The 23,899-nt window shown below is 62.7% G+C and carries 28 protein-coding genes and 2 tRNA genes; 13 read left to right on the forward strand and 17 right to left on the reverse strand.

Annotated elements, in window-relative coordinates; translation table 11 throughout:
• Positions 1-308: 308 nt before the first annotated feature.
• Both AC0L2M_RS18190 and AC0L2M_RS18195 read left to right on the forward strand, forming a co-directional pair.
• A complete protein-coding gene (locus AC0L2M_RS18190; protein WP_473535512.1) occupies positions 309-1,475 on the forward strand; it encodes a cystathionine beta-lyase in 1,167 nt (388 codons plus the stop codon).
• 111 nt (positions 1,476-1,586) lie between these two features.
• Complete coding sequence (locus tag AC0L2M_RS18195) at positions 1,587-1,976, forward strand: YkvA family protein (RefSeq protein WP_128247585.1); 390 nt, start codon at positions 1,587-1,589, stop codon at positions 1,974-1,976.
• 38 nt (positions 1,977-2,014) lie between these two features.
• Here AC0L2M_RS18195 and AC0L2M_RS18200 read toward each other — a convergent pair whose 3' ends face one another.
• On the reverse strand, positions 2,015-3,235 hold the full coding sequence (locus tag AC0L2M_RS18200; protein ID WP_473535513.1) for an anion transporter: 1,221 nt from the start codon (positions 3,233-3,235) through the stop codon (positions 2,015-2,017).
• Positions 3,236-3,698: 463 nt separating this feature from the next.
• Between AC0L2M_RS18200 and AC0L2M_RS18205 the strand changes: the two genes are divergently transcribed.
• Complete coding sequence (locus tag AC0L2M_RS18205; protein ID WP_473535514.1) at positions 3,699-4,991, forward strand: Nramp family divalent metal transporter; 1,293 nt, start codon at positions 3,699-3,701, stop codon at positions 4,989-4,991.
• Positions 4,992-5,085: 94 nt separating this feature from the next.
• Here the strand turns inward: AC0L2M_RS18205 and AC0L2M_RS18210 are convergent, their stop codons facing one another.
• From AC0L2M_RS18210 to AC0L2M_RS18225, 4 genes are all read right to left on the reverse strand, one after another.
• Entirely contained in the window at positions 5,086-5,295 is a 210-nt protein-coding gene (locus tag AC0L2M_RS18210; RefSeq protein WP_023800632.1) for a hypothetical protein, read from the reverse strand.
• 14 nt (positions 5,296-5,309) lie between these two features.
• Entirely contained in the window at positions 5,310-5,510 is a 201-nt protein-coding gene (locus AC0L2M_RS18215) for a hypothetical protein (RefSeq protein WP_023800633.1), read from the reverse strand.
• A gap of 68 nt (positions 5,511-5,578) precedes the next feature.
• On the reverse strand, positions 5,579-5,878 hold the full coding sequence (locus AC0L2M_RS18220) for a DUF1236 domain-containing protein (protein WP_023800634.1): 300 nt from the start codon (positions 5,876-5,878) through the stop codon (positions 5,579-5,581).
• 495 nt (positions 5,879-6,373) lie between these two features.
• Positions 6,374-6,658 (reverse strand): DUF982 domain-containing protein, encoded by a 285-nt coding sequence (locus AC0L2M_RS18225; RefSeq protein WP_036262054.1) that lies wholly within the window; start codon positions 6,656-6,658, stop codon positions 6,374-6,376.
• A 277-nt stretch (positions 6,659-6,935) separates the two neighbouring features.
• Here AC0L2M_RS18225 and AC0L2M_RS18230 point away from each other — a divergent pair, with 277 nt between their 5' ends.
• Positions 6,936-7,358: a YidB family protein gene (locus AC0L2M_RS18230; RefSeq protein WP_027152614.1), complete on the forward strand. Its 423-nt coding sequence runs from the start codon at positions 6,936-6,938 to the stop codon at positions 7,356-7,358.
• Positions 7,359-7,456: 98 nt separating this feature from the next.
• Here AC0L2M_RS18230 and AC0L2M_RS18235 read toward each other — a convergent pair.
• A tRNA-Arg gene (locus AC0L2M_RS18235) sits at positions 7,457-7,533 on the reverse strand.
• A 61-nt stretch (positions 7,534-7,594) separates the two neighbouring features.
• Positions 7,595-7,900: an ETC complex I subunit gene (locus tag AC0L2M_RS18240; protein WP_027152615.1), complete on the reverse strand. Its 306-nt coding sequence runs from the start codon at positions 7,898-7,900 to the stop codon at positions 7,595-7,597.
• Between the two features lie 375 nt (positions 7,901-8,275).
• Here AC0L2M_RS18240 and AC0L2M_RS18245 point away from each other — a divergent pair.
• Positions 8,276-8,352 (forward strand) — tRNA-Pro (locus AC0L2M_RS18245).
• A 132-nt stretch (positions 8,353-8,484) separates the two neighbouring features.
• Here the strand turns inward: AC0L2M_RS18245 and AC0L2M_RS18250 are convergent.
• Positions 8,485-9,312: an alpha/beta fold hydrolase gene (locus AC0L2M_RS18250; RefSeq protein ID WP_473535515.1), complete on the reverse strand. Its 828-nt coding sequence runs from the start codon at positions 9,310-9,312 to the stop codon at positions 8,485-8,487.
• A 126-nt stretch (positions 9,313-9,438) separates the two neighbouring features.
• Between AC0L2M_RS18250 and AC0L2M_RS18255 the strand changes: the two genes are divergently transcribed.
• Positions 9,439-10,440 (forward strand): GlxA family transcriptional regulator, encoded by a 1,002-nt coding sequence (locus tag AC0L2M_RS18255; RefSeq protein WP_287260736.1) that lies wholly within the window; start codon positions 9,439-9,441, stop codon positions 10,438-10,440.
• A 173-nt stretch (positions 10,441-10,613) separates the two neighbouring features.
• Here AC0L2M_RS18255 and AC0L2M_RS18260 read toward each other — a convergent pair whose 3' ends face one another.
• The 4 genes from AC0L2M_RS18260 to AC0L2M_RS18275 form a co-directional block, all read right to left on the reverse strand.
• Positions 10,614-10,895, reverse strand: a complete 282-nt coding sequence (locus AC0L2M_RS18260; protein ID WP_128169216.1) for a type II toxin-antitoxin system Phd/YefM family antitoxin — start codon at positions 10,893-10,895, stop codon at positions 10,614-10,616.
• Positions 10,896-11,400: 505 nt separating this feature from the next.
• Positions 11,401-12,105: a DnaA regulatory inactivator HdaA gene (gene hdaA / locus AC0L2M_RS18265; RefSeq protein WP_023800641.1), complete on the reverse strand. Its 705-nt coding sequence runs from the start codon at positions 12,103-12,105 to the stop codon at positions 11,401-11,403.
• A gap of 5 nt (positions 12,106-12,110) precedes the next feature.
• Positions 12,111-13,310, reverse strand: a complete 1,200-nt coding sequence (locus tag AC0L2M_RS18270) for an AI-2E family transporter (protein WP_128169217.1) — start codon at positions 13,308-13,310, stop codon at positions 12,111-12,113.
• Positions 13,282-13,839, reverse strand: coding sequence for a CDP-alcohol phosphatidyltransferase family protein (locus AC0L2M_RS18275; protein ID WP_473535547.1), 558 nt, complete (start codon positions 13,837-13,839; stop codon positions 13,282-13,284). The genes AC0L2M_RS18270 and AC0L2M_RS18275 overlap by 29 nt, the downstream gene beginning before the upstream one ends.
• 258 nt (positions 13,840-14,097) lie before the next feature.
• Here AC0L2M_RS18275 and purM point away from each other — a divergent pair, with 258 nt between their 5' ends.
• Genes purM through AC0L2M_RS18305 form a run of 6 tightly spaced genes read left to right on the forward strand, consistent with a single transcriptional unit; the run spans position 14,098 to position 17,264 of the window.
• Entirely contained in the window at positions 14,098-15,162 is a 1,065-nt protein-coding gene (gene purM, locus AC0L2M_RS18280) for a phosphoribosylformylglycinamidine cyclo-ligase (RefSeq protein ID WP_023800644.1), read from the forward strand.
• Entirely contained in the window at positions 15,159-15,869 is a 711-nt protein-coding gene (purN, locus tag AC0L2M_RS18285; RefSeq protein WP_128169218.1) for a phosphoribosylglycinamide formyltransferase, read from the forward strand. Before purM ends, purN begins: the two co-directional genes overlap by 4 nt.
• 60 nt (positions 15,870-15,929) lie before the next feature.
• Entirely contained in the window at positions 15,930-16,217 is a 288-nt protein-coding gene (locus AC0L2M_RS18290; protein ID WP_023800646.1) for a type II toxin-antitoxin system ParD family antitoxin, read from the forward strand.
• An 8-nt stretch (positions 16,218-16,225) separates the two neighbouring features.
• On the forward strand, positions 16,226-16,390 hold the full coding sequence (locus tag AC0L2M_RS18295; RefSeq protein ID WP_236371509.1) for a type II toxin-antitoxin system RelE/ParE family toxin: 165 nt from the start codon (positions 16,226-16,228) through the stop codon (positions 16,388-16,390).
• Positions 16,391-16,407: 17 nt separating this feature from the next.
• On the forward strand, positions 16,408-16,752 hold the full coding sequence (locus tag AC0L2M_RS18300) for a hypothetical protein (protein ID WP_287229917.1): 345 nt from the start codon (positions 16,408-16,410) through the stop codon (positions 16,750-16,752).
• The gene (locus AC0L2M_RS18305) at positions 16,749-17,264 is read left to right on the forward strand and encodes a SixA phosphatase family protein (protein ID WP_128169219.1); all 516 of its coding nucleotides are present in this window, start codon (positions 16,749-16,751) and stop codon (positions 17,262-17,264) included. Before AC0L2M_RS18300 ends, AC0L2M_RS18305 begins: the two co-directional genes overlap by 4 nt.
• Positions 17,265-17,337: 73 nt before the next feature.
• Here AC0L2M_RS18305 and AC0L2M_RS18310 read toward each other — a convergent pair whose 3' ends face one another.
• The 5 genes from AC0L2M_RS18310 to AC0L2M_RS18330 all read right to left on the reverse strand — a co-directional run bounded on the left by AC0L2M_RS18310 (position 17,338) and on the right by AC0L2M_RS18330 (position 23,506).
• Positions 17,338-17,607: a DUF680 domain-containing protein gene (locus AC0L2M_RS18310; protein ID WP_023800650.1), complete on the reverse strand. Its 270-nt coding sequence runs from the start codon at positions 17,605-17,607 to the stop codon at positions 17,338-17,340.
• 358 nt (positions 17,608-17,965) lie between these two features.
• A complete protein-coding gene (locus AC0L2M_RS18315; protein ID WP_023800651.1) occupies positions 17,966-18,664 on the reverse strand; it encodes a DUF2270 domain-containing protein in 699 nt (232 codons plus the stop codon).
• 56 nt (positions 18,665-18,720) lie between these two features.
• Positions 18,721-20,829, reverse strand: coding sequence for a molybdopterin-containing oxidoreductase family protein (locus AC0L2M_RS18320; protein WP_473535516.1), 2,109 nt, complete (start codon positions 20,827-20,829; stop codon positions 18,721-18,723).
• Positions 20,830-21,038: 209 nt separating this feature from the next.
• Positions 21,039-22,916, reverse strand: a complete 1,878-nt coding sequence (locus AC0L2M_RS18325) for an ABC-F family ATP-binding cassette domain-containing protein (RefSeq protein ID WP_473535517.1) — start codon at positions 22,914-22,916, stop codon at positions 21,039-21,041.
• 404 nt (positions 22,917-23,320) lie between these two features.
• Positions 23,321-23,506: a hypothetical protein gene (locus AC0L2M_RS18330; protein WP_473535518.1), complete on the reverse strand. Its 186-nt coding sequence runs from the start codon at positions 23,504-23,506 to the stop codon at positions 23,321-23,323.
• A gap of 150 nt (positions 23,507-23,656) precedes the next feature.
• Here AC0L2M_RS18330 and AC0L2M_RS18335 point away from each other — a divergent pair, with 150 nt between their 5' ends.
• A complete protein-coding gene (locus AC0L2M_RS18335) occupies positions 23,657-23,827 on the forward strand; it encodes a hypothetical protein (protein WP_473535519.1) in 171 nt (56 codons plus the stop codon).
• Positions 23,828-23,899: the final 72 nt, after the last annotated feature.

Below are 23,899 nucleotides of genomic sequence, written 5' to 3' on the forward strand. Positions count from 1 at the left end.
CACGAACTGCATCGAAGGCGATTATCACAGTGAGGTCAAGGAAAATGACCGAAACCCAAAGAGTTTCAAACCATTTGCCGCAAATGCCTGAATTGCAGACAAACGCGCCCGAAAATTAGCCAGCAACTGCGAGGTCCGGCCAACGCGAATCGGAGCTGGCTTCTAAAATCCGTCTTCGGGGAGGCAGCGCCGCGCCGGAAAGCCATCGGAGCGATTGGCACAACCAGTCCGCCGGCTGGCGGTTGGCGAACGGTTGCGCGGCCAATGCCGCCGCACTATGGCTAGCGCTTCATCAGAGGCGAAGCGCAATGGCAAAAGACGGCAACGAATTGGGCATCAACACGCGGCTTGCCCACTCGGGCAACAATCCGCATGACTATTTCGGCTTCATCAACCCGCCGGTCGTGCATGCCTCGACCGTGCTCTTTCCCAACGCGGCGACGATGGCGGCACGTGGCCAGAAATACACCTACGGCACGCGCGGCACGCCGACCACCGACGCGCTTGCCAGCGCCATCGACGGACTGGAAGGCTCGGCCGGCACGATTGTGGTGCCCTCCGGCCTGGTGGCGGTGACAGTGCCGCTGCTCGCCTTCCTGTCGGCGGGCGACCATGTCCTGATTGTCGATTCCGTCTATCACCCAACCCGCAATTTCGCCGACACGATGCTGAAACGGCTAGGCGTCGAGGTCGAATATTACGATCCGCATGTCGGCGCCGGTATAGCGGCGTTGATCAAATCCAACACCAAGGTCGTGTTCACCGAATCGCCGGCCTCCAACACTTTCGAGGTGCAGGACATACCGGCCATTTCCAGCGCGGCACACGCCGCAGGTGCGATCGTGATGATGGACAACACCTGGGCGACGCCGCTCTACTTCCGCCCGCTCGACCACGGCGTCGACATCTCGATCCATGCGGCGACGAAATATCCGGCCGGCCATTCCGACGTGCTGCTCGGCACGGCGTCGGCCAACAAGGCCTGCTGGAAACAGCTTTGCGAGACATTTTACACGATGGGCTGCTGCGCCGGGCCGGACGACGTCTATCAGGTGCTGCGCGGCCTGCGCACCATGGGTGTGCGCCTCGACCACCATCAGCGCAGCGCTCTGGCGATCGCCGGCTGGCTGGAGGGCCAGCCGGGCGTGGCGCGGGTGCTGCATCCAGCGCTTGCCAGCCATCCCGACCACGATCTCTGGAAGCGCGACTTCTGCGGCTCGAGCGGCATTTTTTCGATCGTACTCAAGGGCGGCGGCCAGAAACAGCAGCATGCCTTCCTCGACGCGCTCAGGATATTCGGCCTCGGCTATTCCTGGGGCGGCTATGAGAGCCTTGCGGTGCCGGTCTTCCTCGGCGACCGCGTCGTCGCCAAGGGGTCTTATGACGGCCCGCTCATCCGCCTGCAGATCGGGCTCGAGGATGTCGAGGACCTCACAGCCGATCTGGCGCGCGGCCTCGCCGCGGCGGCCGCTTAAGGCTTGCCAAGCTGATTCGAAAAAGTTGCTGACGGCTTCACCGTGATCGAACCCTGCCAGTCAGCAACCGTCGCTCGGGTGTCGGCGGACAATCTGTGCTAAAATAGCGCTATGAAAGCCTGGCTGGAAGCCGCAAAGCGCTGGGCGCGCGACATCAAGCTTGATGTCGTCGCCCTGTGGCTCGCCGCGCGCGACCCTCGGGTGCCCTGGTTTGCGAAGTTCGTTGCCGGGATCGTGGCCGCCTATGCGCTTTCCCCCATCGACCTCATCCCCGACTTCATTCCGGTGCTCGGCTATATCGACGATCTGATCATCGTTCCGCTCGGCGTAGTCCTGGCCATCAGGCTTGTTGCGCCGTCGCTGATGGCCGAATTTAGGGCGCGGGCTGCCGCGCTCGAAAAACAGCCGCAAAGCAGGATGGGGATGTTCATTGTCGTGGCGCTCTGGCTGGCTTTGGCAGCTTTGCTGATCTGGGCGTTCTGGCCCACGCACGCCAAATAGTCCGACCAGGCCTGCACCTGAAGCAGCCTTGCCTGCTGCTAAAACCCTAGCGCCAGCCACGCCGTCCCGGCAAGCAGCGTAACCAGCGTCAGCGGCAGCCCGACCTTGAAGAAGGCGGCGAACGACAGAGGTGTGCCGGAGACCCGTGCGTACTCGGCGACGATCAGATTGGCGACTGAACCGAGCAAATTGCCGGCCAGTGTCGAGCTCATCGCGACGACCAGCCAGGCGCGCTCAGGGTCGTCCAGGCCGGGTATGAACGGCCGCAGCGCCAGCACGGCCGGGACATTGCTCATGATGTTGGACAGCACCGCGGTGAAGCCGGACAGCCGCCAGACGTCGTCCAGCCCGAGGGTTTTTGCCGAGGCTATGATGTCGGGCGTGAGCAGCGTCTTCTCGGCGCCGGCGACGACGATGAACAGGCCGGCGAACATGAACAGCAACGGCCCGTCGATCTCGCGGTAGATGGGCGCCGGCTTTATGGCACGGGTCACGAGAAGAATGGCGCCGCCGATGAGCGCCGCCTTGGCGACCGGAACGCCGGCAAAGAAGGCGATCGCCAGTCCGATGCAGACGACCACCGCCTTGAGTACCTGGCCCGGCAACATGCGGCCGCGATAGACTTCGGGGCTGAGTTCGGCCTTGCGCGCGAACTCGGCGCGATAGACGATGCGCACGATGACGACGACGGCGACGAGGCCGAACAGCGCGACCGGCGCCAGGGCCGCCGAAAAGGCCGGATAGGAAATCCCCGACAGCGCGCCGATGACCATATTCTGCGGGTTGCCGGTGATGGTGGCGACACTGCCGCAATTCGACGCCGTAGCGGTGGCGATCAGATAGGGGACAGGGTTTCGGTTGATGACGCGGGTGACGTGGACGACGATCGGCGCCATGACCAGGCAGATCGCGTCGTTGACCAGAAACGCCGACAGCACCCCGGTCAGCAGCGTCACCATCGCCAGCAGCATGAACGGCGCATGCGCATGCTCGATGGCAATGGCGCCGAGCGCACGGAAGGCGCCCGAGACCTTCAGATGCGCCACGACGATCATCATGCCGAGCAACAGCGTGATGGTGTCGAAACTGATGGCGCGGTATGCGTCCTCCAGGCTGAGTGCGCCGATGGCGATCATCGCCGCACCGCCGAGCAGCGCGATGCCTGCCCGGTCGAGGCGCAGGCCGGGGAACCTGCCGACGGCGACGCCGGCATAGGTCAGGATCAGGATCAGCAGTGCCGCCGCGCCCATCAAAGTCATTCGTGGAAAAGCCCCGTTCAGATCCGCCCTGCCCCAGGCCCTAAGGGCAGCCGGCGCAAGCTGTGATTCCTGCCGCCATACTCACCCTAGCTCAATCCGATCGAGCAAGCCTTTTGGCAACATCAAACATTTATGTGACGCGCACGCCGTCGAACCATTGGACTGGCGCACCATCGGCCAACAGACAATCACACCGGCAGAATATCTCGTAAAACGTCGGGTGTAGGGTTCCGTCAAAAGATGAAAGGCTTGGAAGATGCCCAAGCTCATTGAAATCGTGGGCTCTATCATGCCCTGAACACTCGGCTGACGCGGGGAACAAGCAGCCGATTGCGGAGTTGGAACGGCGGTAGAGGTTTGCCGGTATGAGACCCACTCCCGTGCTGCAGTACATTTATAGGATAATTGCTCGCGACGTTTTTCTCGTGCTTGCGCGTGACCCTCTTTGCGCGGCGTGGCCGCAATGACGCAGCGCGATCGTAACGCCACTTCACCACGGGAAGACAAGAAGGACGGCATAGGGCGAGCACTTGGACTCGGCCTTATCACCGGCGCCGCCGACGACGATTGCTCGGCGATCGGCACCTATGCAAGTGCCGGCGCGCGCTTTGGCCCGGACCTGCTTTGGACCGCTCCTGTAACGCTGCCGATGATGTACACGGTCGTGTATCTCTCGTCGAAGCTTGGACAGGTTTCGGGCCGCGGCCTCTTTCATGCGATCAAGAACTTCTATCCCCGATGGCTGCTCTGGGCTGTCCTGGTGGGCGTGCTGATCGGCAACACGATCGAAGCAGCCGCCGATCTCGGCGGCATGGCTGCATCCATCAACATCTTCCTTCCTGTTCCGATTCCCCTCATTGTGGTTGTAGTCGCGGCCGCTATCTTTGCTCTCCAGCTTTGGGGCTCTTACACGCTCATACGCAACATCTTCCGCTGGCTCGCGCTGGCCCTGCTTGCCTATGTCGGCTCGGCCATCCTGGCGAAGCCGGATGCGGCAGCCGTGCTGTGGGGAACCCTTGTTCCAAAAATCCAGTTCAGCCGCGAGTTCCTGTCCATTCTGGTGGCCATCATCGGCACCACCCTTTCAGCCTATCTCTACACCTGGCAGTCGAATGAGGAGGTGGAGGAAGAGATTGCCGAGGGGAGAACGACGCTGAGGAAGCGCAAGGGTGCCACCGACGGTGAACTGCGCCGCTCCCGCCGCGATATCCTGATCGGCATGATTTTTTCCAACCTCATCATGTACTTTATCATCCTGTCGACAGGGTCTACGCTCTATGAAGCCGGCGAGCACGACGTCGAGACCGCCGCTCAAGCAGCCGAAGCTCTCAAGCCGCTCGCTGGTGCAGCCGCTGGCGTACTGTTCGCGGCCGGCGTGATCGGGGTCGGGTTCCTTGCCGTTCCGGTCATGACGACAGGTGCCGCATACGATCTGGCGCAGGCGGTTGGATGGGAGCACAGCCTTCATGCCAAGCCGCGTGAGGCGCCAAAGTTCTATATCGCGATCGGCGCCTTCACGCTGATTGCTGTTGGCCTGAATTTCCTGGGTTTCAACCCAATGAAGGCGCTCGTCTGGTCCGGTATCGTGCAGGGCTTTTCCACGCCGCCACTGCTTCTTCTTATCATGCTGATGACGAACAACCCGCGGATCATGGGAGACAAGGTCAACAGCCGGACAACCAACGCCCTGGGATGGGCTACTACGATCGCAATCTTTTCCGCCTCTTTGGGGCTGGTGGCGACCTGGTTTATCTAGGTCACCATGACGCTCGCGCTCGAGTCCGGCAATTCGAGCTCACTTTCAATGAAGGAGTTGGCAATGAAGGAGTTGGTCTGCACATCTGCCGCAGCTACCGCGCTCCCGGCGGCATGGCCAAGTGCGCGTGCTTCTGGAAGATCGCAATCTTGTCGGGATAGGTAATCCGGATCTCGCGTCCGCAGCCCTCGCACTTGTAATGGGAAACGACCTGAAACCAGCGGCCGTTCTTGATGACGGTGAAGTTGCACTGCGGGCATTGGAAAGTCAGGCCAACAGAGAATAGGCTGGGAGACAGGGACATTGCAGCACTTCTTGTCAGTCTGGCGGATCGACGACGAAGGATGCGGCAATCAAATCGTCGGCATCGATTCTGCCCTTGCCGTCCTCCAGGACTGCTGCGACCTTTCGAAAGGTCTTCAGTTCGTTTTCGGTAATCCGGGCGCCGCGCATCCTCTCAGCGAGGTCAGCCACGCGTATTCGCAGCGCCTGCGACGCTCCAATCTCACGGTTCGACATGGTGATCACATTCCTCGTCGCTCGACTTCCCGCCGCACCTTTCGGCACGGCGGGTCCAGTCGCTTAGCTCATTCGATAACTTTGATGATCTTGCGCGTGCCCGGGTCAACCACAACGGTCCGGTTGTCGACCACCACGTAACGGTATTTTGTGTCGGGGACTTCATGAAGTTCGACGGTTTCGGGCAAGGTTGAGCCGATATTGAGCTCCACTCCAGGGATTTTCACCGATGCCAGCGGCTGCTTTTTGACATACTCCCTGATGACGGTCTCCTGTTCAGGCTCGATGACTACGTCCTGAGCGGCAGCGGCGCCGATACCGGCCAGCAACAGAAACCCAGCGGCTGCAGTGGAAAGACGCATACTCATAAGTGCCTCCTTGATGTGAGCTCTATTGCGCTGAACGGCATCGTCTTCGCGCCAGGCTCACCAAACCTCAGGCAGCCGCAAACGTTCCTTGGTTGGGCTTCGGTCTGATTCGAGACGGGACCTAAGTCTCACCTGTTTTCGCGTAATAGCCCGGACACCGCGCCACCCGGCACTGCGGCTGCTCGTAGCAGTCGCTTGCTGTGAGCTCACGCAAGGAGCCGATGGAAAATGGCGTCCACCAAGCCCGCTGGTTACTCGCTGCGGTCTTCGCCGTCTCCATCTCGTTCCTTGGCGAACGGTCGGTGGCCAGGGAAGCCGGACTTTGACGATTGGACCAAGAATGAATTGAGATCTGCGCAGCTACGTCCCTTCCTGCGCTGATACGGACTACCCGCCATTCCTCAATTTTGTTGGCGGGTGGTCCACAATCACGACTGGCCAACTCCGCCCGGGCGAGGCCTGTCAGCGGTTCGAAGGTCGCGCGGCAGCATCACTTCACATCAGGTCTTCGGCAACCCCGTCGAATTTCCTGAGGCCCGCGCTTGGAGGCTTTTGCTCAAGAAGGCATTGTTCAGATGCGGCCGCCTCGAAAGCGGCGAACGCAGCTTGGTGACTGCAATGTCCGGCCAGGCATTCCTCGATCATTCGGATTGCTTCAAGTCGGGACGGCTTGTCCATGGATGGCCATGGTTGTTGCAGCGCTTTCGCAGCGTCGGCTATCGACGCGATCGCCATCGCTTTGCCATTCAAGGTGATTGAAATCGGGGTGAACGCCGTCATTTTTAAAGCTCGCCGGGATTGAAAGCGGCTAAACGCAAAGACAAGGCAGTGGTTGCATGGTTGTGAATTCAGAGCGCCGCTGTCCGAAACGATCGAGGCTGAACACGCACGTCCGATAGCCTTGATCGTTTCGGCGGCGCCCGCGCTGAAGTCCTGCCTGGATTCGACCGGGAAGCCCCATCGTCCTTAACCGAACTGAAAACCAGCCCAGCAGCAAATACCGTGGAACCTTTCAAAGCCGCATGCCTTGTCCGTTCTTCATGGAAGGAGGTGCGAAATGAGCCTTGACATAGGAAAAGTCGCCATAGCCTTGCTTGGCCTGCTTGCCTACAAGAATAGGGACAAGATCGGCGAGTTAATCGCCGGTAGGAACTCGACAGATGCCAAAAACGCTGGCTCCACCGGCGGGCTCGGCGACATCCTGGAGCGTCTCAAGAATGCGGGTGCGGGCGATCAAGTCGATTCTTGGGTTGGTACAGGATCGAATCGCCCCGTTCAGCGCGACCAAGTCGAGAAAGCGATCGACCCGCAAACGTTGAGCGATCTCGCCGAGCAAACCGGATTGTCCCGCGAGGAACTTCTCGACCGGCTCACAAGTGAACTGCCCGACGCAGTGGACAAGCTTACTCCCGACGGCCAGATGCCTGTGAGTAAAGGTCCAAATCTCCTCGACGAGGCACCTGGAGCTAGTCGCACTTAGCACCAAGCTGAAAAATCAAAGCCCGCGCCTCCGGGCGAGGACGCGGGCCGATCAGCGCATCGCCGATCCTATGTCTCCGGGCTGGACACAGAAAATGCTGGCGATCCCGACAGGATTCGAACCTGTGACCATCGGCTTAGAAGGCCGGTGCTCTATCCAGCTGAGCTACGGGACCGCTGGCCGACGCCAAGGGCCGGCTAATTTATGCGCTGGGACGGCTGCCCGGCATTTGCCGGTCAATGCGTCCAGGGCGTCCTGCGGTCATAGCGGAAATTCTCCGCATAGGAAATCTGGCGGCGCTTGGATTCCTTCGGCTCCTCGACGCGATAGGCCAGCCCCTCTTTCTCCGCATAGGCCACCGCCTCTTCCCTTGTGTCGAAGGTGAGCCTGATCTGGCTCCGCATGTCACCTGACGTGGTGTAGCCCATCAGCGGATCGATTTTCTTGCGCATCTCGGGATCGAATTCCAGCACCCAGTGGCCGGTCTTGGCCTTGCCGGACTGCATCGCGGTTTTGGCTGGGCTGAAAATGCGCGCGGACATGAACACCTCGTTGCTACGTGCAAGCGGCACCGCCGCTGTATTCCCGTCATTACTGCGCAATGCTGCCGGCGGCAAGGCCGAGCCTGCCGTACCCCTTCACGGCGGGCCACCGACGATGATCGCGCGAGGTGACGGCCGTGGACAGGACGACCGAGATCGCGCCGGGCGTTTTCTTCCCGGCGGAGACGTTTTATCCGGGTTAACGGCAGCGTGCCGCTGGACAGCAACCTGGGTGCCTGAGGTGGCGCTGCCGCGAAACCGTTGCGCCGGCCGGCATTTCCGACTCCGCTCTCGATCCGGGCCTGCCGTTTGTTGCGTTTTCGTCTTTTAGGGGTTGCGCAGCCAAGCCCGTAACCCTATACGCCGCCAAGGACTCGGAGTGTAGCGCAGCCTGGTAGCGCATCTGGTTTGGGACCAGAGGGTCGGGAGTTCGAATCTCTCCACTCCGACCATCCATTCACCGGAAATCACCGGCCGTGCTGCCGGCGCACCTGCGCCGGACAGCATCTGCGACTGACGAAGCACCCAAGCGACCAACGGGCAGCCCGGACTTCCCGGAGTGCCCGCCTGAAGCTTGCGAAGCGTCAGCCCTGGATGAACGCCAGGAGATCCGGATTGATGATCTCCGGGTGGGTGGTGCACATGCCGTGCGGCAGGCCCTTGTAGACCTTGAGCGTGCCGTGCCTCACCAACTCGGCGGCAAGCAGGGCTGAGTCGGCAATCGGCACGATCTGGTCGTCGTCGCCGTGCATGATCAGGACAGGCACGTCGATCTTCCCCAAGTCTTCCGTGAAGTCGGTCTCGGAAAAAGCTTTGATACAGTCGTAGTGAGCCTTGGCTCCGCCCATCATGCCCTGGCGCCACCAATTGTCGACGGCGCCTTGCGAGACCTTGGCGCCCTCGCGATTGAAGCCATAGAACGGGCCGGCCGGCACATCCCTGTAGAACTGGGCGCGGTTGGCGACCAGAGCGGCACGGAAGCCGTCGAAGACCTCGATCGGCAGGCCGCCGGGGTTGTTGTCGGTCTTGAGCATGATCGGCGGCACCGCGCCGATCAGCACCGCCTTGGCGACGCGTCCTTCGCCACCGTAGCGGGCCACGTAACGCGCCACCTCGCCGCCGCCGGTCGAATGGCCGATATGGACGGCGCCCTTGAGATCAAGATGGGCGACCAGGGCCGCGACATCGGCGGCATAGGTGTCCATCTCGTTGCCGGTCGCCGTCTGTGTCGAGCGACCGTGCCCGCGCCGGTCATGCGCGATGACGCGATAGCCCTTGTCGAGGAAGAACAGCATCTGGTTGTCCCAGTCGTCGGCGCTGAGCGGCCAGCCGTGATGGAACACGATTGGCTGGCCTGTGCCCCAATCCTTGTAAAAAATCTCGGTGCCGTCCTCGGTGGTGAATGTGCTCATCGTCTTACTCCTTGCTGCAATTGGCTGAATTGGTGGGGAAGGTTCGTTCCTTCTGTGGACAACCTATTGCAACCGAGTCATGGTGAGAATTGGCAAAACAGACAATGAACGTGGCAAAACTGACAGGTGATTGCGCTGTCTGACCGGGTTGAAATCGGGCTTGTTGTGTATCCCGGCGTTCAGCAAGCGGCAGTTCTCGGTCTGACCGACCTGTTTCAGCTGGCCAACCGGCTGGCTGCCGACCGGTCGCCGGACGGGCTGAGGCTTCGCGTCAGCCATTGGCAGTGGCAGGAGGCGAGCCAAACCGTCATCCGCAGCTTCGACAGCGAGCCCGGCCTCGGCCATGGACCTGCCATGGTCATCTTGCCTCCGACCCTGGGTGATCCGATCCCTCGCGAGACGGCCGCGCCCTACGCCGACTGGCTCAGGGCCCGCCACGCTGCCGGCGCGACGCTCGGCTCGGTCTGCGCCGGCGCCTTCGTGCTTGCCGAGGCTGGCCTGCTATCCGGTCGTGCGGCGACCACGCACTGGGCCTATCGCGACGCGCTGGCGATGCGCTTTCCCGACATCGTGCTGGATGCCGACAAGCTGGTCATCGACGACGGCGACATCATCACCGCCGGCGGCTATATGGCCTGGACCGACCTCGGCCTGAAACTCGTCGACAGGGTGCTTGGGCCAACCGTCATGATGGACACCGCCCGTTTCATGCTGGTCGATCCGCCGGGACGCGAGCAACGCTTCTACAGCCCCTTTGCTCCCAGGCTGAACCATGGCGACGAGGCCATCCTCAAGGTGCAGCACTGGCTCCAGGCGAGAGGCGCGCGCGCTGTGACGCTTGCCACCATGGCGGAGCATGCGGCCCTGGAGGAGCGGACTTTTTTGCGCCGCTTTCGCAACGCCACCGGCCTCAAGCCGACCGAGTATTGCCAGCACCTGCGCGTCGGCAAGGCGCGTGAGATGCTGCAAGCGACAACCCGATCCATCGACCAGATCGCCTGGGATGTCGGCTATGACGATCCCGGCTCCTTCCGCAAAGTGTTCGCCAGGATAACCGGCCTGGCGCCGGGCGACTACCGCAGGCGCTTCGGCGCGGAACGAGCGGCCCTTCCCGGCGGCGGGAGCTGAGTTGTGACAGTTGGGTTGTGACGAGTTTCGACCGGACCGACTCGACCGGGCAGCAAAACAGGATTGCACCCGAAGCGCCGCATTTGAATGGATTCATGCGACGCGCTTTAGGTCCTTGCGCCGCGCCGCGATGCAGGCATCAGCTTTTCCGGTTCGTCAAGAACGATTCGCCATCAGCGCCGAGGTATCGACCACGACCATTCGGGCTGGCCATCATCGCCGTAGAGGATATCCTGGCTTCGCGCGGCGGATGGCCCGGCCTTCGCCCTCGCGGCGCCGGATGCCCGCATCGCCTCCAGCAATGCCCGGCGGCTTTTCCTGTCCGGCACTGCCTTGACCGGAACCAAGCGCACGGCCGCATGACCATGACGGGTTAGGATGATTTCGTCACCTGCCTCGGCCCAACGCACCAATTCGGTCAGCTGTCCCTTGGCGTCTGTAACGGATACCTGCATCTGCCCTCCTCTATGGACCATCTCCTGGCCCATATTTGCAATGAGAATAGACCATTCAACGGTGATCATAACGGCCAAGACGGCGCGGGACTGCTATTATCCATGGCGCGGTTGCCAGTTCCGAATACGCCACTGGCGACCCCTCGTTGAAGGCAAACTCGCCGGGAAGAGAACCCCAACCGCCCATCTCCCGGCGAGCCTACAACCTGATTTGATACGCATCAGGACCGGGGTTAGCCGGCAAGCTGGAAGATGCAAAGCAGATGCCAGTCAACGTTTCCCGAAATGGGACACCGGCCGGAGCTTCTTTCCTTCTCCCCTTGTGGGAGAAGGTGGCCGAGCGAAGCTCGGTCTAATGAGGGGTGTTCCAGCTTGGCGGACACCCTCGCCCAAATCGGGCGCACTGCGACAGGATCGCCAGCGCCTCATTTCTTCCAGCACCCCTCATCCGGCCGCTTCGCGTCCACCTTCTCCCACAAGGGGAGAAGGGAAGTTCTCCCACCGCCTAAATCTCGAACTCGCCCTGCCCCTCATCCATGGCGCTGACGGTTTCGGCGGCGAGCGCCCTCGTGATCGGCGTCTTGCGTTCCAGTGCCGTGCGGTCGAGCCGTTCGACCACGCGCATCGCGGTGGCCAGCGAGCGCTCGATGCGGCGCACCAGATATTGCACGACATGCGGCTCGACCTCGACCTGGCGGTCGGCGAACAGTTTGGTGATGACACCGGCCAGCAAGAGATCGTCGGGCTCGTGGATCTCGACCATCGCCGCCGCCTTCAGCCGCGATGCGAGGTCGGGGAGCCTGACACCCCAGGCGGACGGAAAGCGCCGCGCGGTCAAGAGCAAGGTCGAGCCGGCCGCGCGCACCGCGTTGATCAGATGGAACAGCCCCTCTTCATCGACCGGACCGGCATCGACATCGTCGATCAGGGCCGGCCGCGCGCCGAGGCTTGCCATGCAGTCGCCGATCCGCCCGGCGTCGACCTTCACTGCGCCGGCGCGGGCGCGCCAGATCGACGCCAGATGGGTTTTTCCACAGCCTGCGGGGCCGGCGAGCACGACCACCGGCGACGGCCAGTCCGGCCAGCGATCGACAAGCGCCACCGCCTGGCTGTTGGTGCCTGAGACAACGAGTTCGTCGCGCGAATAGCCGGTGCCGTGGCCGAGATCGAGCGGTAACTGGCGCGGCGGGTCGATCTTGTTGTCCGGCATCTGGCTCAACTGCGCGGCCCACCGCTCCCGCGGCGACGCGCCGGCAGCGGCGGCACAGGTTCGGTGTTGTGGCCCTTGTAGAGCGGCGACTCGAGATAGCGGGCGATGGCAAAGCGCACCAGGACGGCAACGGCGGCCGAGGCCGGCACGGCGATCAGCAGGCCGACGAAGCCGAACAGCGCGCCGAAGGCAAACAGCGAAAACATCAGCCACACCGGATGCAGGCCGACGCTTTTTCCCACCAGCCTCGGCTGCAGGATGTTGCCCTCGATGAACTGGCCGACGAAGAACACGCCGGCCACCGCCGCGACCATGGTCCAGTCCGGCCAGAACTGGACGAAGGCGACGCCGACGGCCAGCACCAGCCCGGTCAGCGAGCCGACATAGGGGATGAAGGAGATCAGACCGGCGAACAGGCCGATGAGGATGCCGAAATTCAGACCGGTCAGCGTCAGCCCGGTGGCGTACATGGCACCCAGTACCAGGCACAGCGTGCCCTGACCGCGCACAAAGCCGGCGGTGGCGGTGTTGATGTCGTTGGCGATCGCCCTGACGGTCTGGACATAATCGCGCGGCACCCAGCTGTCGACAATCGTCACCATGCGATCCCAGTCGAGCAGCATGTAGAAGGCGACGACGGGCGTGACGACGAACAGGCTGACCACCGAGACCAGCGCCACGCCGGAACTCCAGATCGAGGTGAACACCGTGGTCAGCAGGCCGAAGCCGGAGGTCAGCAGCGAGTTCAACCCTTCGCGCAGGCCATTGGCGTCGACGCCGAATTGCTCTTCCAGCCATCTCGGATCGAAGCTGGTGATCAGGCTCTGCAGCCGGGTCAGGTATTCCGGCAGCTTGCTGGCAAAATCAGCCATCTGCGAAGCCAGCACCGGAATGAGGATGACGAAGGCCAGCACCAGAACGACGATGAAGGCAAACAGGATGACAATCGTCGCCATCAGCCTGGACAGGCCGAGCCGCTGCAGCCGGTCGGCGACCGGGTCGAGAAAGTAGGCGAGCACCATGCCGGCGACGAACGGCAGCAGGATGCCGCTGAAGACATAGAGGAAGACCGCGAGGATGATGGCGCTGATCAGCCAGAAGCGGATTTGGCGCCGAAACACGCCGGACGCGGCCGCATCGGCAGCGGCAGCTTCGGCTGCCGCGTCGATGTTCTGGTCAGGTATCCGGTTTGGAGCCTTCGCCATAGCCGCTCATATGCCTCAGCCAAGCCACGAGATAGGCCGCGGCCGAAGCCACGGTCAAGACCCCGGACAGCAATATGAGCGCCGGCCTGAGCGGATCGAGATCGATGGCGAGGGCCAGTTCGCCCAGCACCACCGCCGCCAGCCCGATCTGGACGGCGGTGTTGGCCTTCGACACGAACAGCGGCTTCATCTCGACCGGGTGGGCCATGACGGTGGACAAAACGACGGCGCAGACGATCAGCGCATCGCGCGACACCATGGTGACGACCAGCCACAGCGGCAATTCACCGATGAAACCCAGCACCACGAACACCGAGACCAGCAGCAATTTGTCGGCCATCGGATCGAGATAGGCGCCAAGCTGCGAAAACTGGTTGAAATGGCGGGCGATGAAGCCGTCGACGCCGTCGGAAATGCCGGCGATCAGGAAGCCGGCGAAAGCCCAGTCCCAGCGCCCCTGCAGCATGGCCAGCACCACGCCCGGCACCAGCACGAAACGCATGATCGTGATCATGTTGGGGATGGTCAAACGCATGTCCCGTCGCTTCTGTTTTGATGATACATGATAGAGATGAGAGGCTACGGCAAGTGAGAGCGACGCAGATGCTGCCAATCTCCGCTCGTGGGGAGAGATTGGCTATCTTCAAGGCCTTCGCCATCGCCAATGTTGGAGATTTGCCTGAGGCCTCTGTCCACGATTTTGTGATGCCGAAAATGCCTGAGCCAGCCGTTATCCTTGCGAGGCGCAGCCGTTCATGCGAAGAGCCCCGGAAAGCAGGAAAGAGTGATGAGCAAGCGCAAGAACGGGCTCACCTATGCCGAGGCGGGTGTCGACATCGATGCCGGCAACCTCATGGTCGAGAAGATCAAGCCGCTGGTGCGCGCGACGCGCCGGCCGGGCGCCGATGGCGAGATCGGCGGCTTCGGCGGCCTGTTCGACCTCAAGGCCGCCGGCTTCACCGACCCGGTGCTGGTCGCCGCCAATGACGGCGTCGGCACCAAGCTGAAGATCGCCATCGATGCCGGCAAACACGACACGATCGGCATCGACCTCGTCGCCATGTGCGTCAACGACATCGTCGTGCAGGGCGCCGAGCCATTGTTCTTCCTCGACTATTTCGCCACCGGCAAGCTCGACCCCGACCAGGGTGCGGCGATCGTCGGCGGCATCGCCGAGGGCTGCCGGCAGGCCCGATGCGCGCTGATCGGCGGCGAGACGGCGGAAATGCCCGGCATGTATCACGGCAACGACTACGACCTCGCCGGCTTTGCCGTGGGCGCGGCCGAACGCGGCCAGTTGCTGCCGACCGACGACATCGTCGAGGGCGACGTGCTGTTGGGGCTGGCCTCGTCGGGCGTGCATTCAAACGGCTTTTCGCTGGTCCGCCGCATCGTAGCCACCAGCGGCCTTGCGTGGACCGATCCAGCGCCCTTCAACGATGAAGCCACGCTGGCCGAGGCGCTGCTCGAGCCGACCCGTATCTACGTCAAGTCGATCCTCAAGGCGATCCGTAACACGCATGGCATCAAGGCGCTGGCCCATATCACCGGCGGCGGTTTCCCGGAAAACATCCCGCGCGTCCTGCCGAAGGATTTTTCGGCCGAACTCGACCTCGACGCCATCGAAGTGCCGGCGGTGTTCTCATGGCTGGCCAAGACCGGCGGCGTGGCGCCGGAAGAGATGATGCGCACCTTCAACTGCGGCGTCGGCATGATCCTCGCCGTCGCCTCCGGCCAGGCGGCACAGGTCGCGGCCGTGCTGCAGGAGGCCGGGGAGACGGTGACGCCGATTGGCCGCATCGTGCCGCGCCGCGACGCCGGCGTGATCTATCGGGGCGCGATCGGCCTATGAGTGCGCGCAAACGCACCGTGGTGCTGATTTCGGGACGCGGCTCCAACATGACGGCGCTGATCGCCGCGGCCAGCAACCCGGACTATCCGGCCGAGATCGTCGGCGTCATTTCCGACCGGGCCAATGCCGCCGGTCTCGGCATCGCGGCGGCGCGCGGCATCGCCACCAAGGTGATTTCGCGGGCCGACTATACCAGCAAGGAAGCGCATGACGGGGCGATCGACGCCGCACTTGTCTCGTTCGGCGCCGAGATCGTGGCGCTGGCCGGTTATATGCGCATTCTCGGCGTGCGCTTCGTCGAGAAATGGCTGGGCTGGATGATCAATATCCACCCTGCCCTGCTGCCCGCCTTCAAGGGGCTGGATACGCATGCGCGCGCCTTGCGCGCCGGCATACGCATCCATGGCTGCACGGTGCATTTCGTGACGCTGGACATGGATGACGGCCCGATCATCGCCCAGGCTGCCGTGCCGGTGATGGTCGGCGACAATGAGGACATGCTCGCCGCGCGCGTGCTGAAGGCCGAGCACCGGCTTTATCCGCTGGCGCTCGGGCTGGTCGCCGAAGGCAAGGCGCGGATGGAAGGCGGCCGCACCGTGCTTGCCCACTTCGCCGACGATGCCGACAACAGCACCTCCGTGATCATGGCGCCCGATCCGCTGCGCGAGGAAACCGACCTCGAGCATCTGGCGCGCATCACTCCCTGAGAACCATCCTTGCCAACATGGTAGCAAATGTTGCTACCATGTTGGCAAGGAGACAGGTTGATGGCGACAGTCGAAAAGGTCAGCGTGGCGCTTTCGCCGGAACTGCTGGACATGGTCAAGGGCGCGGTGGCCAGCGGGCAATACGGTTCGGCAAGCGAAGTGATCCGCGAGGCGCTCCGCGAATGGCGTCTTCGCCAGCCCTTGCGCGAGGCGGAAGCGGAACGGCTGCGGAAAGCCTGGACGGAAGGGCTGGGGAGCGGCCCGTTCGCGCCTTTCGACATCGAGGACATCAAACTGAAGGCGCACAGCCGGTTCAGCGACGCCAGCAAAAAACAGCGGAATGGCTGACGTCCTCATTGTCCGCAGCCCGGCCCGGAATCCGGCGCCAAAAACCCAACATCGGTGCCGAAGTGCGAGCATTGACGATCGGCAATTATCTCGTGCTTTATCGCCTGGCCGAACAGCGCGTCGAGATCGTGCGCGTGGTGCATGGCGCACGCGAAGTCTCAACGTTATTTTGACAGATGCAGACAGGCAAATGGATCTCTTCGACAGCGCTATGCGGGCAAAAGGTGATCTGGCCGGTGCCTTCGAGTATGATGAGGCGGACGATCCAACCAATGCCACGGCATACTTCTATCTGTATCGAATCGAGGACGGGCGAACAGGTTCTGTCATCGATGCAATTCACATTCGATCGGGCGATTGGGCCATTGCTGAAGCAGACATTTCGGTCAGGTGGGATAGGGATGAACGGCGCGTAGGTTTGTTCATCTTTGGTGCGCTTTGGGCGACCTTGATACCGCCATGGGCACAAAACATGGCGGCGGATATGGGAAAGACTTTCAGCCCGACATTCCTTGGTCTTAAATTGAACTCATGAAGCAACTCCTTGTTCTGCGTCACGCCAAGTCGAGCTGGGACGATCCAGACCTCATCGACTTCGACCGGCCGCTTTCAGGGCGCGGGCTGAAGGCCGCCCCGCTGGTCGGTCGCGAACTGGCCAGCCAGGGCTGGCTGCCCGATCTGGCGCTGGTATCGCCGGCGCTGCGCAGCCGCGACACATGGCGGCTGGTCTCGGCGGAACTGCCCGCGAAAACGCCGGCCAAATTCGTCCAGGCGCTCTACGAGGCCAGCGCGGCAGACGTTCTCGCCAAGGTCCGGCAGGCAAATGCGGCAACAATCAGCCTCTTGGTGCTGGGCCATAATCCCGGCCTGGAGGAATTCGCGCGCCGACTTGCCGGCGCCGGGTCGGATGCCGCGGCACTCAAAAAGCTTGAAGAAAAATTCCCGACAGCGGCTCTTGCCCGCTTCGTTTTCGACGGTGACTGGGCACGGCTGGCCCTCGGTGACGCGCGGCTGACGCACTGCGTTTGGCCGAAGGATCTGCGCTAAACGAGAGCTGTGACTTGATAAGCAAGAACGGCGGGCCAAGCCCGCCGCTCTTTGCGTTCCGCAGCTTGAGGATTTAGCGGCCCCAGTTGCCCCGGCCGGACTGAGGCACGACCGGTTCAGTCGTGCCGGGCTGGGTCGTCGCGTTGGTATTGACGGTATTGTGCTCCGCCGTAAACGGCTTGCGGATCGAGCCCGTGAACGTGTTGTCGATATTTCCAACAGCCGCATTGCCAACAGGCGCGGCCGGCTGATTGGCGCCGTCCGAACCATAGTGGTCGCTGCCGGCAAAGGCGCTGCCTGCGGCAATGAGGATGGCGGCAGCGGTGAGAGCAATCTTGGTCATTTCAGGTACTCCAGTACTTTCATACTTTCAGTGTTGTTGTCCGTCTGGTGGCGTGCCTTGGGAGGATTTCGCGTCGCTCGGACCACCCCGAGGTGGGCTGGCCCTGCAGCGGTTTCCAATCACAAAGATGTTCCGGCTACGCCCTGAACCGGGTGCTTGAAATCCGCCAAAAGGCTTCCTTCACCACAATCTTTGACTTGCTTCTCAATGCGTTAGGCGAATATTTCTGCCGCGTGGCCCGGCCATTCGCTGAGCCGACGTTCACTTGGTCTTGCACAATGCGTCAACAAAAACGAACCGATCGGTTCGATTTTCTGCACAGCTGAAATCGCAGATCTACCGGTTTTGCGCTGCCGCCCTAGACGTGCACGTCGCCAAAGGAGAGCTCGCCGTCGTCGCTGGCGGTCAGGAACGCCGTGACCAGCAGGCCGGCATAGAAGGCGGCGACCAGCACGACGATGACCAGGCCGGGAATGGGCCCCAGAGCAGCGCCGGCAACCGCCTCGCGCACCGAACTGACGAAGTCGATGCGGACACCTTCGGTTAGAAGACTGGGGGTCGACAGTTTCAGGATCCAGGCCAACAGCAGGATCAGCAGCATGTGGATGTAGTTTCGACGCAGACGGCGCGCCAACGCCGCTCGTTGCGAAATGAGGAATTTTGGAGTGCGCAGACTTTCGCCGACGACCAACAGCCAATCTGACGCGAAGTCCGGCTGCGGCGAGAATATCTGCGCGAAATAGTGCCGTTCGAACTGGCGCACTCGGGCCCGGTAAACGTCGAAGAAGCGATATCGCCGCGCTTCTATCCACAGCAGCAACAGGACAAGCAGCATGGCAAAAAGCAGTACGCCGTGATGCGCGCTGGCCGTCGAAAGCGAGATGGACAACATTGCCGCGACGACCGTTATCGCCCAATTGCTCGTCCGGTCGAGGCGGTCGCGCCACCCCGTCATGCGCAGAATCTCGGCGCGATGAAAATGCGCCATCGTGGTCACGAGTTCGCCGGGCGAAAGCGTCCTTCCAACGGGGGCCGGCGCTGCCAACGCTTCTGCCATCACCATGTCTCCACCGCCACGCAAAAACGGCTGGTTGGGCATATCGTTCCGACGCTTCACTTTGCCGGGCGCAGCCACACCTTGTTGTCGTGGAACGCCGCACCGCCATAGGGCGCCGGCGCGTCGGCGCCGGTCAGGACGTTGATGCCCTCGCCGCGCTCGTGGGCGCTGTTGGGCCAGATGCCTTCGGCCACCACGACACCGCGCTTGAGGCCGTCGAACAATCTTGCGTGCAGCACAACTTCGCCGCGCGCATTGCCGATCTCGACGCGGTCGCCATTGGCCAGCCCATAGGCTGCCGCATCGCCCGGATGCAAAAGCAGTTCCGGCCGGCCCTCCTTGGCCATCGACACCGGCGTCTCGGAAAAAGTCGAGTTGAGGAAATTGCGCGCCGGCGAGGTGGCCAGCCGGAACGGATGCGCAGCATCCGCCACCTCGATCAGATCGACGTGGTCGGGAAATTCCGGCAGGCTTGCCACCGGCCCGAACAGGCCCATGCATTTCGGCGGCCGGTTGGGCGCCGCCTGCCCGGTCCAGTCGGCGCGAAAGCGGAATTTTCCGTCCGCGTGGCCGAAGCCGTCGATAAAATGCGCCGCTTCGAAAGCCGGCTGCAAATCGAGCCACTTTTGTTCCTTGAGGCTCGAAAAACTGCCCAGCCCGCGCTTGCCCAAAATGATGTCGATATGCTGCTGCTCGGTCATGCCGAAGCCAGGCCTGTCGCCAACACCGAGCCTTTTGCCGAGTTCCTCGATGACGAAATGGTTGCTGCGCGGCCCTTCCGGCGGGTCGATCAACTTCGGCCCGAGCGTGATGTGCTGATTGCCGCCGCCCTTGTAGATATCGTCATGCTCTAGAAACATCGTCGCCGGCAGCACGACATCTCCGAGTTTTGCGGTGTCGGTCATGAACTGTTCGTGCACGCAGGAAAACAGGTCGTCGCGCAAAAAACCCTGCTTCACCAGCCGCTGCTCCGGCGCGACATTGACCGGATTGGTGTTTTGGATCAGCAGCGCCGTCACCGGCGGGCCGCCATAGAGCGCATCCTCAGCGCCGGTCAGCACCGGGCCGATGCGCGAATGGTCGAGATGGCGGATCGCCGGGTCGCGCATCCGCGTGCCTTCCAGCAGTTCCTGGTTCAGTTTGAAGATGCCCGAATTGGAATGGAAGGCGCCGCCGCCCTCATATTGCCAGCAGCCCGTGACCGCGGCGATCGAGGCGGCGGCATGCATGTTGACCGAGCCGTTGCGCTGCCGCGAAAAACCGTAGCCGAGGCGGAAATAGGTTTTCTTGGTCGTGCCGACGAGACGGGCGAAGGCCTCGATGTCATCGACGGAAAGCCCGGTGATATCAGCCGCCCATTGCGGCGTCCTCGTCTGAAGATGCGCTTCCAGACCGTGCGGATCGTCGGTGTATTTTTCCAGATAGGCGCGGTCGGCCATGCCGTCACGGAACAGTACATGCATCACCGCGCAGGCCAGCGCACCGTCGGTGCCGGGCTTCAGCACCAGGCCGAGATCGGCCTGCTTCATCGTCGCGTTCTCGTAGACGTCGATGACGACGATTTTGGCGCCGCGTTCCTTGCGCGCCTTGATCGCGTGGGTCATGACGTTGACTTGGGTGACCACGGCATTGGTGCCCCAGACCACCACGCAGTCGGACTTGGCCATCTCGCGCGGGTCGGGACCGCGCAGCGCGCCGGCCCCCATCATCCAGCCGGTCCAGGCCAGATTGGTGCAGATCGAACCGAAGAAGCCGGAATACTTTTTCGCGTGGCGCAGCCGCTCGATGCCGTCGCGCTGCACCAGTCCCATCGTGCCGGCATAGTAATAGGGCCAGACCGTCTCCGAGCCGTATCTTGCCTCGGCCGCGATGAGTTTTTCGGCGACCAGGTCGAGTGCGGCCTCCCAGCTCGCGTCCTTCCAAAGGCCCTCACCCTTGGCGCCCGCCCGGATCAGCGGCTTCAGCAAGCGGTCGGGATGATGGACGCGGTCGGCATAACGGGCGACCTTGGCGCAAATGACGCCAGCCGTGTAGCTGTTGGCCTTGGCGCCATGGACGCGGCCGATGCGCTTGCTGTCGAGCAGCTCGACCTCGAGCGCGCAGGTCGACGGGCAATCATGCGGACAGGCCGAATGGCCGATCCTGAGCTTGGCGTGCTGATTCATGGGGCGAGATTAGCGGGTTGTAAGGACCGCGTGTAGGGCCAGATCGCGTCTTCCCTTCTCCCCTTGTGGGAGAAGGTGGATCGGCGCGCAGCGCCGAGACGGATGAGGGGTGTTGGACGGAATACGGCGATGCCAAGCTGGAGCACCCCTCATCCGACCGCTTCGCGGCCACCTTCTCCCACAAGGGGAGAAGGCAGAGGGGCGTCGCGCTACTCAGCCGTGCCTTCCTCATACTCTGCCGACATCGACAGCCATTTTTCCTCATGGGCGGCCAGTGTCTGGGCCAGTTGCGAGCGCTCCTTGGCCAGCCGTGTCGCCGTCGACGGGTCCTTTTCGTAGACCGCCGGATTGGCGAGTTCGTCCTCGATCAAGTCGATGCGCTTGCGGATGCGGTCCATCAGCGCTTCGGTGGCGCGGATCTCCTTGGCCAGCGGCTCGAAGGCGGCGCGGCGCGCGGCCGCGTCACGACGGCGGTCGGCCTTCGAGGCTTTTTCGGCCTCGCGCTTGCCGCGGCGGTCGCCGGACACGCCGGTGACCAGCGTCTTGTAGTCATCGAGATCGCCGTCATAGGGGTTGACCGTCCCGTCCTTGACCAGCCACAGCCGGTCGGCCGTCGCCTCGAGCAGGTGGCGGTCGTGCGAGATCAGGATGACGGCGCCGGGAAACTCGTTCAGCGCATGGATCAACGATTCGCGGCTGTCGATATCGAGATGGTTGGTCGGTTCGTCGAGGATGAACAGGTTTGGCCCCTCGAACGCCGACAGGCCCATCAACAGCCGCGCCTTCTCGCCGCCCGACAGGTCCCTGGCGGCGGTGTTCATCTTCTCGGTGGTCAGTCCGAACTGGGCGACGCGGCCGCGCACTTTCGATTCCGGTGCTTCCGGCATCAGCCGGCGGACATGCTCATAGGCGTTTTCACTCGGTCGGAGATCGTCGAGCTGATGCTGGGCAAAGATCGCCACCTTCAGGCCGGGCGCCACCGTCATAGTGCCGGTCTCCTGCTTCAGGCGGCCGGACAGCAATTTGGCGAACGTCGACTTGCCGTTGCCGTTGGCGCCGAGCAGCGCGATACGGTCGTCGGCATCGATGCGCAGCGTCATCTTCTTCAGGATCGGCTCACCCTCGACATAGCCGACATTGACGTTGTTGAGCGCAATGATCGGCGAGGCCACCGTCTTCATCGGCTCGGGAAAGGAGAACGGCCGCACGTTGTCGTTCACAATCGCGGCGATCGGCTTCATCTTCTCCAGCGCCTTGATGCGCGACTGCGCCTGTCTCGCCTTGGAAGCCTTGGCGCGGAAGCGCTCGACGAAGGACTCCATGTGCTTGCGTGCGGCTTCCTGCTTGACCCTGCCCTTCTCCTGCAATTCGCGCTGCTCGGTGAATTGGCGCTCGAACTGGTCGTAGCCGCCGCGCCAAAAGGTCAGCTTCTTCTGGTCGAGATGGACGATCGAGTTGACGGCGCGGTTGAGCAGGTCGCGGTCATGCGAGATCAGCAGCACTGTGTGCGGATATTTCGACACGTAGTTTTCCAGCCACAGCGTGCCTTCGAGGTCGAGATAGTTGGTCGGCTCGTCGAGCAGCAGCAGATCGGGCTCGGCAAACAGCACCGCCGCGAGTGCGACGCGCATGCGCCAGCCGCCGGAGAACGACGAGGCCGGCCGCCGCTGGGCATCGTCGTCGAAGCCGAGGCCGGCGAGGATGGTGGCGGCACGCGACTCGGCCGAATGGGCGTCGATATCGGCCAGCCGCATGTGGATGTCGGCGATGCGGTGCGGATCGGTCGCCGTCGTTTCCTCATCGAGCAACGCGGAGCGTTCGAGGTCGGCCTTGAGCACGATCTCGATCAGCGGCTCCTCGGTGCCTGGAGCCTCCTGCGCCACCTGGCCGATGCGCGTGTTCTTCGGCAGGCTAATCGAGCCGGTCTCGGAGGCGAGGTCGCCGGTGATCGCCTTGAACAAAGTGGTCTTGCCGGTGCCGTTGCGGCCGACAAGCCCGGCCTTGCTGCCAGCCGGCAAAGTCAGCGAGGCATGGTCAAGAAGCAGGCGTCCGGCCATGCGGAGCGAAAGGTCGTTGATGATCAGCATGGCCGCGCTTTTGCACGGGACGTCAGCGCTTCGCAAGACCTCGAGCACCGGTTGGCCGCATAAGGCATGAAAATGGCCGCCAGCGGCAGGTTGCCCGGTGCCGCGGGAGGAGAAAGAAGACGATTGATCCGATCGCCGGCCTCGCCGGATCAAAGGACCAGCTCCGGGCTGGGCCGGGAACCGGCTGCGATAGAGTGGCGCCTGGCGAGCAACGGCTTCTCGCAGTCGAAAACTGCGCATTTGTCAGTTAATTGCCGGTGCAAATCCGTCGTCGTCGGCTATGGCGTCATGACGCTAAGGCAAGACTCAGCTATGTCTAGGTGTGCGGCGGACCTGATACCCGCCTGGCCGGCGTCATCGCTCCCCTCCCAAGCGGCGCCGGCCATCTTTCCTGCAGGCTTCCATCACTGCGCAGGCGGCGTGGCGGGTTGATCATCGCCTGGCGTCGAGTTGGGCGCAGGGTCGACCTGCGGGTTTTGATCGGCGCCGGGAGCCTTTGTCGGTGGAATGTTGTTGTCGCAGGCCGCGACAGCCAGCGCTGCGGCCAAAACGAACCAGGTCGGGGCCAGCAAAGTTGGGAGCTTGTTCATCGCAACCTCCTGTCACCGGGCAAACGAAACGGTGCCGATTTGGTTGCACGCTCGGGCAAGAGCTTGGGGCGTTTTGGAACCCGGGGAACAAAACGAGAGAGGGGAACAAAACGCGGGCTCCTCGGTTGGTCCACACCAATGGAGAAAATCATGATCCGTCTGCTCATAGCCGGGGCCGCCGTCTATGTGGCCTACCGCATCGTCAGGGAAATCATCGACGAGGTGCCCGACGACTTCGATCCGCTGTTGCTGCCGCCTCCCGATGACCACAAGTCGCTGCCGCGGCAGTCAGCGGCGATGGGCGTGGAGCCGCAGCGCTAGTTTCGGTTCGTCGGTCGGGCGCCAGAGCATCGAACCCATCGGTCGCACGTACGAAAGCGTTGCGAACAAAGC

It is taken from the genome of Mesorhizobium sp. WSM4806 (assembly GCF_055811635.1).

Bases quoted from the DNA above. Each gene is read 5' to 3' on its own strand.
- AC0L2M_RS18190 (WP_473535512.1), top strand. From the start codon at position 309: ATGGCAAAAGACGGCAACGAATTGGGCATCAACACGCGGCTTGCCCAC.
- AC0L2M_RS18195 (WP_128247585.1), top strand. From the start codon at position 1,587: ATGAAAGCCTGGCTGGAAGCCGCAAAGCGCTGGGCGCGCGACATCAAG.
- AC0L2M_RS18200 (WP_473535513.1), bottom strand. From the start codon at position 3,235: ATGACTTTGATGGGCGCGGCGGCACTGCTGATCCTGATCCTGACCTAT.
- AC0L2M_RS18205 (WP_473535514.1), top strand. From the start codon at position 3,699: ATGACGCAGCGCGATCGTAACGCCACTTCACCACGGGAAGACAAGAAG.
- AC0L2M_RS18210 (WP_023800632.1), bottom strand. From the start codon at position 5,295: ATGTCCCTGTCTCCCAGCCTATTCTCTGTTGGCCTGACTTTCCAATGC.
- AC0L2M_RS18215 (WP_023800633.1), bottom strand. From the start codon at position 5,510: ATGTCGAACCGTGAGATTGGAGCGTCGCAGGCGCTGCGAATACGCGTG.
- AC0L2M_RS18220 (WP_023800634.1), bottom strand. From the start codon at position 5,878: ATGAGTATGCGTCTTTCCACTGCAGCCGCTGGGTTTCTGTTGCTGGCC.
- AC0L2M_RS18225 (WP_036262054.1), bottom strand. From the start codon at position 6,658: ATGACGGCGTTCACCCCGATTTCAATCACCTTGAATGGCAAAGCGATG.
- AC0L2M_RS18230 (WP_027152614.1), top strand. From the start codon at position 6,936: ATGAGCCTTGACATAGGAAAAGTCGCCATAGCCTTGCTTGGCCTGCTT.
- AC0L2M_RS18240 (WP_027152615.1), bottom strand. From the start codon at position 7,900: ATGTCCGCGCGCATTTTCAGCCCAGCCAAAACCGCGATGCAGTCCGGC.
- AC0L2M_RS18250 (WP_473535515.1), bottom strand. From the start codon at position 9,312: ATGAGCACATTCACCACCGAGGACGGCACCGAGATTTTTTACAAGGAT.
- AC0L2M_RS18260 (WP_128169216.1), bottom strand. From the start codon at position 10,895: ATGCAGGTATCCGTTACAGACGCCAAGGGACAGCTGACCGAATTGGTG.
- hdaA (WP_023800641.1), bottom strand. From the start codon at position 12,105: ATGCCGGACAACAAGATCGACCCGCCGCGCCAGTTACCGCTCGATCTC.
- AC0L2M_RS18270 (WP_128169217.1), bottom strand. From the start codon at position 13,310: ATGGCGAAGGCTCCAAACCGGATACCTGACCAGAACATCGACGCGGCA.
- purM (WP_023800644.1), top strand. From the start codon at position 14,098: ATGAGCAAGCGCAAGAACGGGCTCACCTATGCCGAGGCGGGTGTCGAC.
- purN (WP_128169218.1), top strand. From the start codon at position 15,159: ATGAGTGCGCGCAAACGCACCGTGGTGCTGATTTCGGGACGCGGCTCC.
- AC0L2M_RS18290 (WP_023800646.1), top strand. From the start codon at position 15,930: ATGGCGACAGTCGAAAAGGTCAGCGTGGCGCTTTCGCCGGAACTGCTG.
- AC0L2M_RS18300 (WP_287229917.1), top strand. From the start codon at position 16,408: ATGGATCTCTTCGACAGCGCTATGCGGGCAAAAGGTGATCTGGCCGGT.
- AC0L2M_RS18305 (WP_128169219.1), top strand. From the start codon at position 16,749: ATGAAGCAACTCCTTGTTCTGCGTCACGCCAAGTCGAGCTGGGACGAT.
- AC0L2M_RS18310 (WP_023800650.1), bottom strand. From the start codon at position 17,607: ATGACCAAGATTGCTCTCACCGCTGCCGCCATCCTCATTGCCGCAGGC.
- AC0L2M_RS18315 (WP_023800651.1), bottom strand. From the start codon at position 18,664: ATGGCAGAAGCGTTGGCAGCGCCGGCCCCCGTTGGAAGGACGCTTTCG.
- AC0L2M_RS18320 (WP_473535516.1), bottom strand. From the start codon at position 20,829: ATGAATCAGCACGCCAAGCTCAGGATCGGCCATTCGGCCTGTCCGCAT.
- AC0L2M_RS18325 (WP_473535517.1), bottom strand. From the start codon at position 22,916: ATGCTGATCATCAACGACCTTTCGCTCCGCATGGCCGGACGCCTGCTT.
- AC0L2M_RS18330 (WP_473535518.1), bottom strand. From the start codon at position 23,506: ATGAACAAGCTCCCAACTTTGCTGGCCCCGACCTGGTTCGTTTTGGCC.
- AC0L2M_RS18335 (WP_473535519.1), top strand. From the start codon at position 23,657: ATGATCCGTCTGCTCATAGCCGGGGCCGCCGTCTATGTGGCCTACCGC.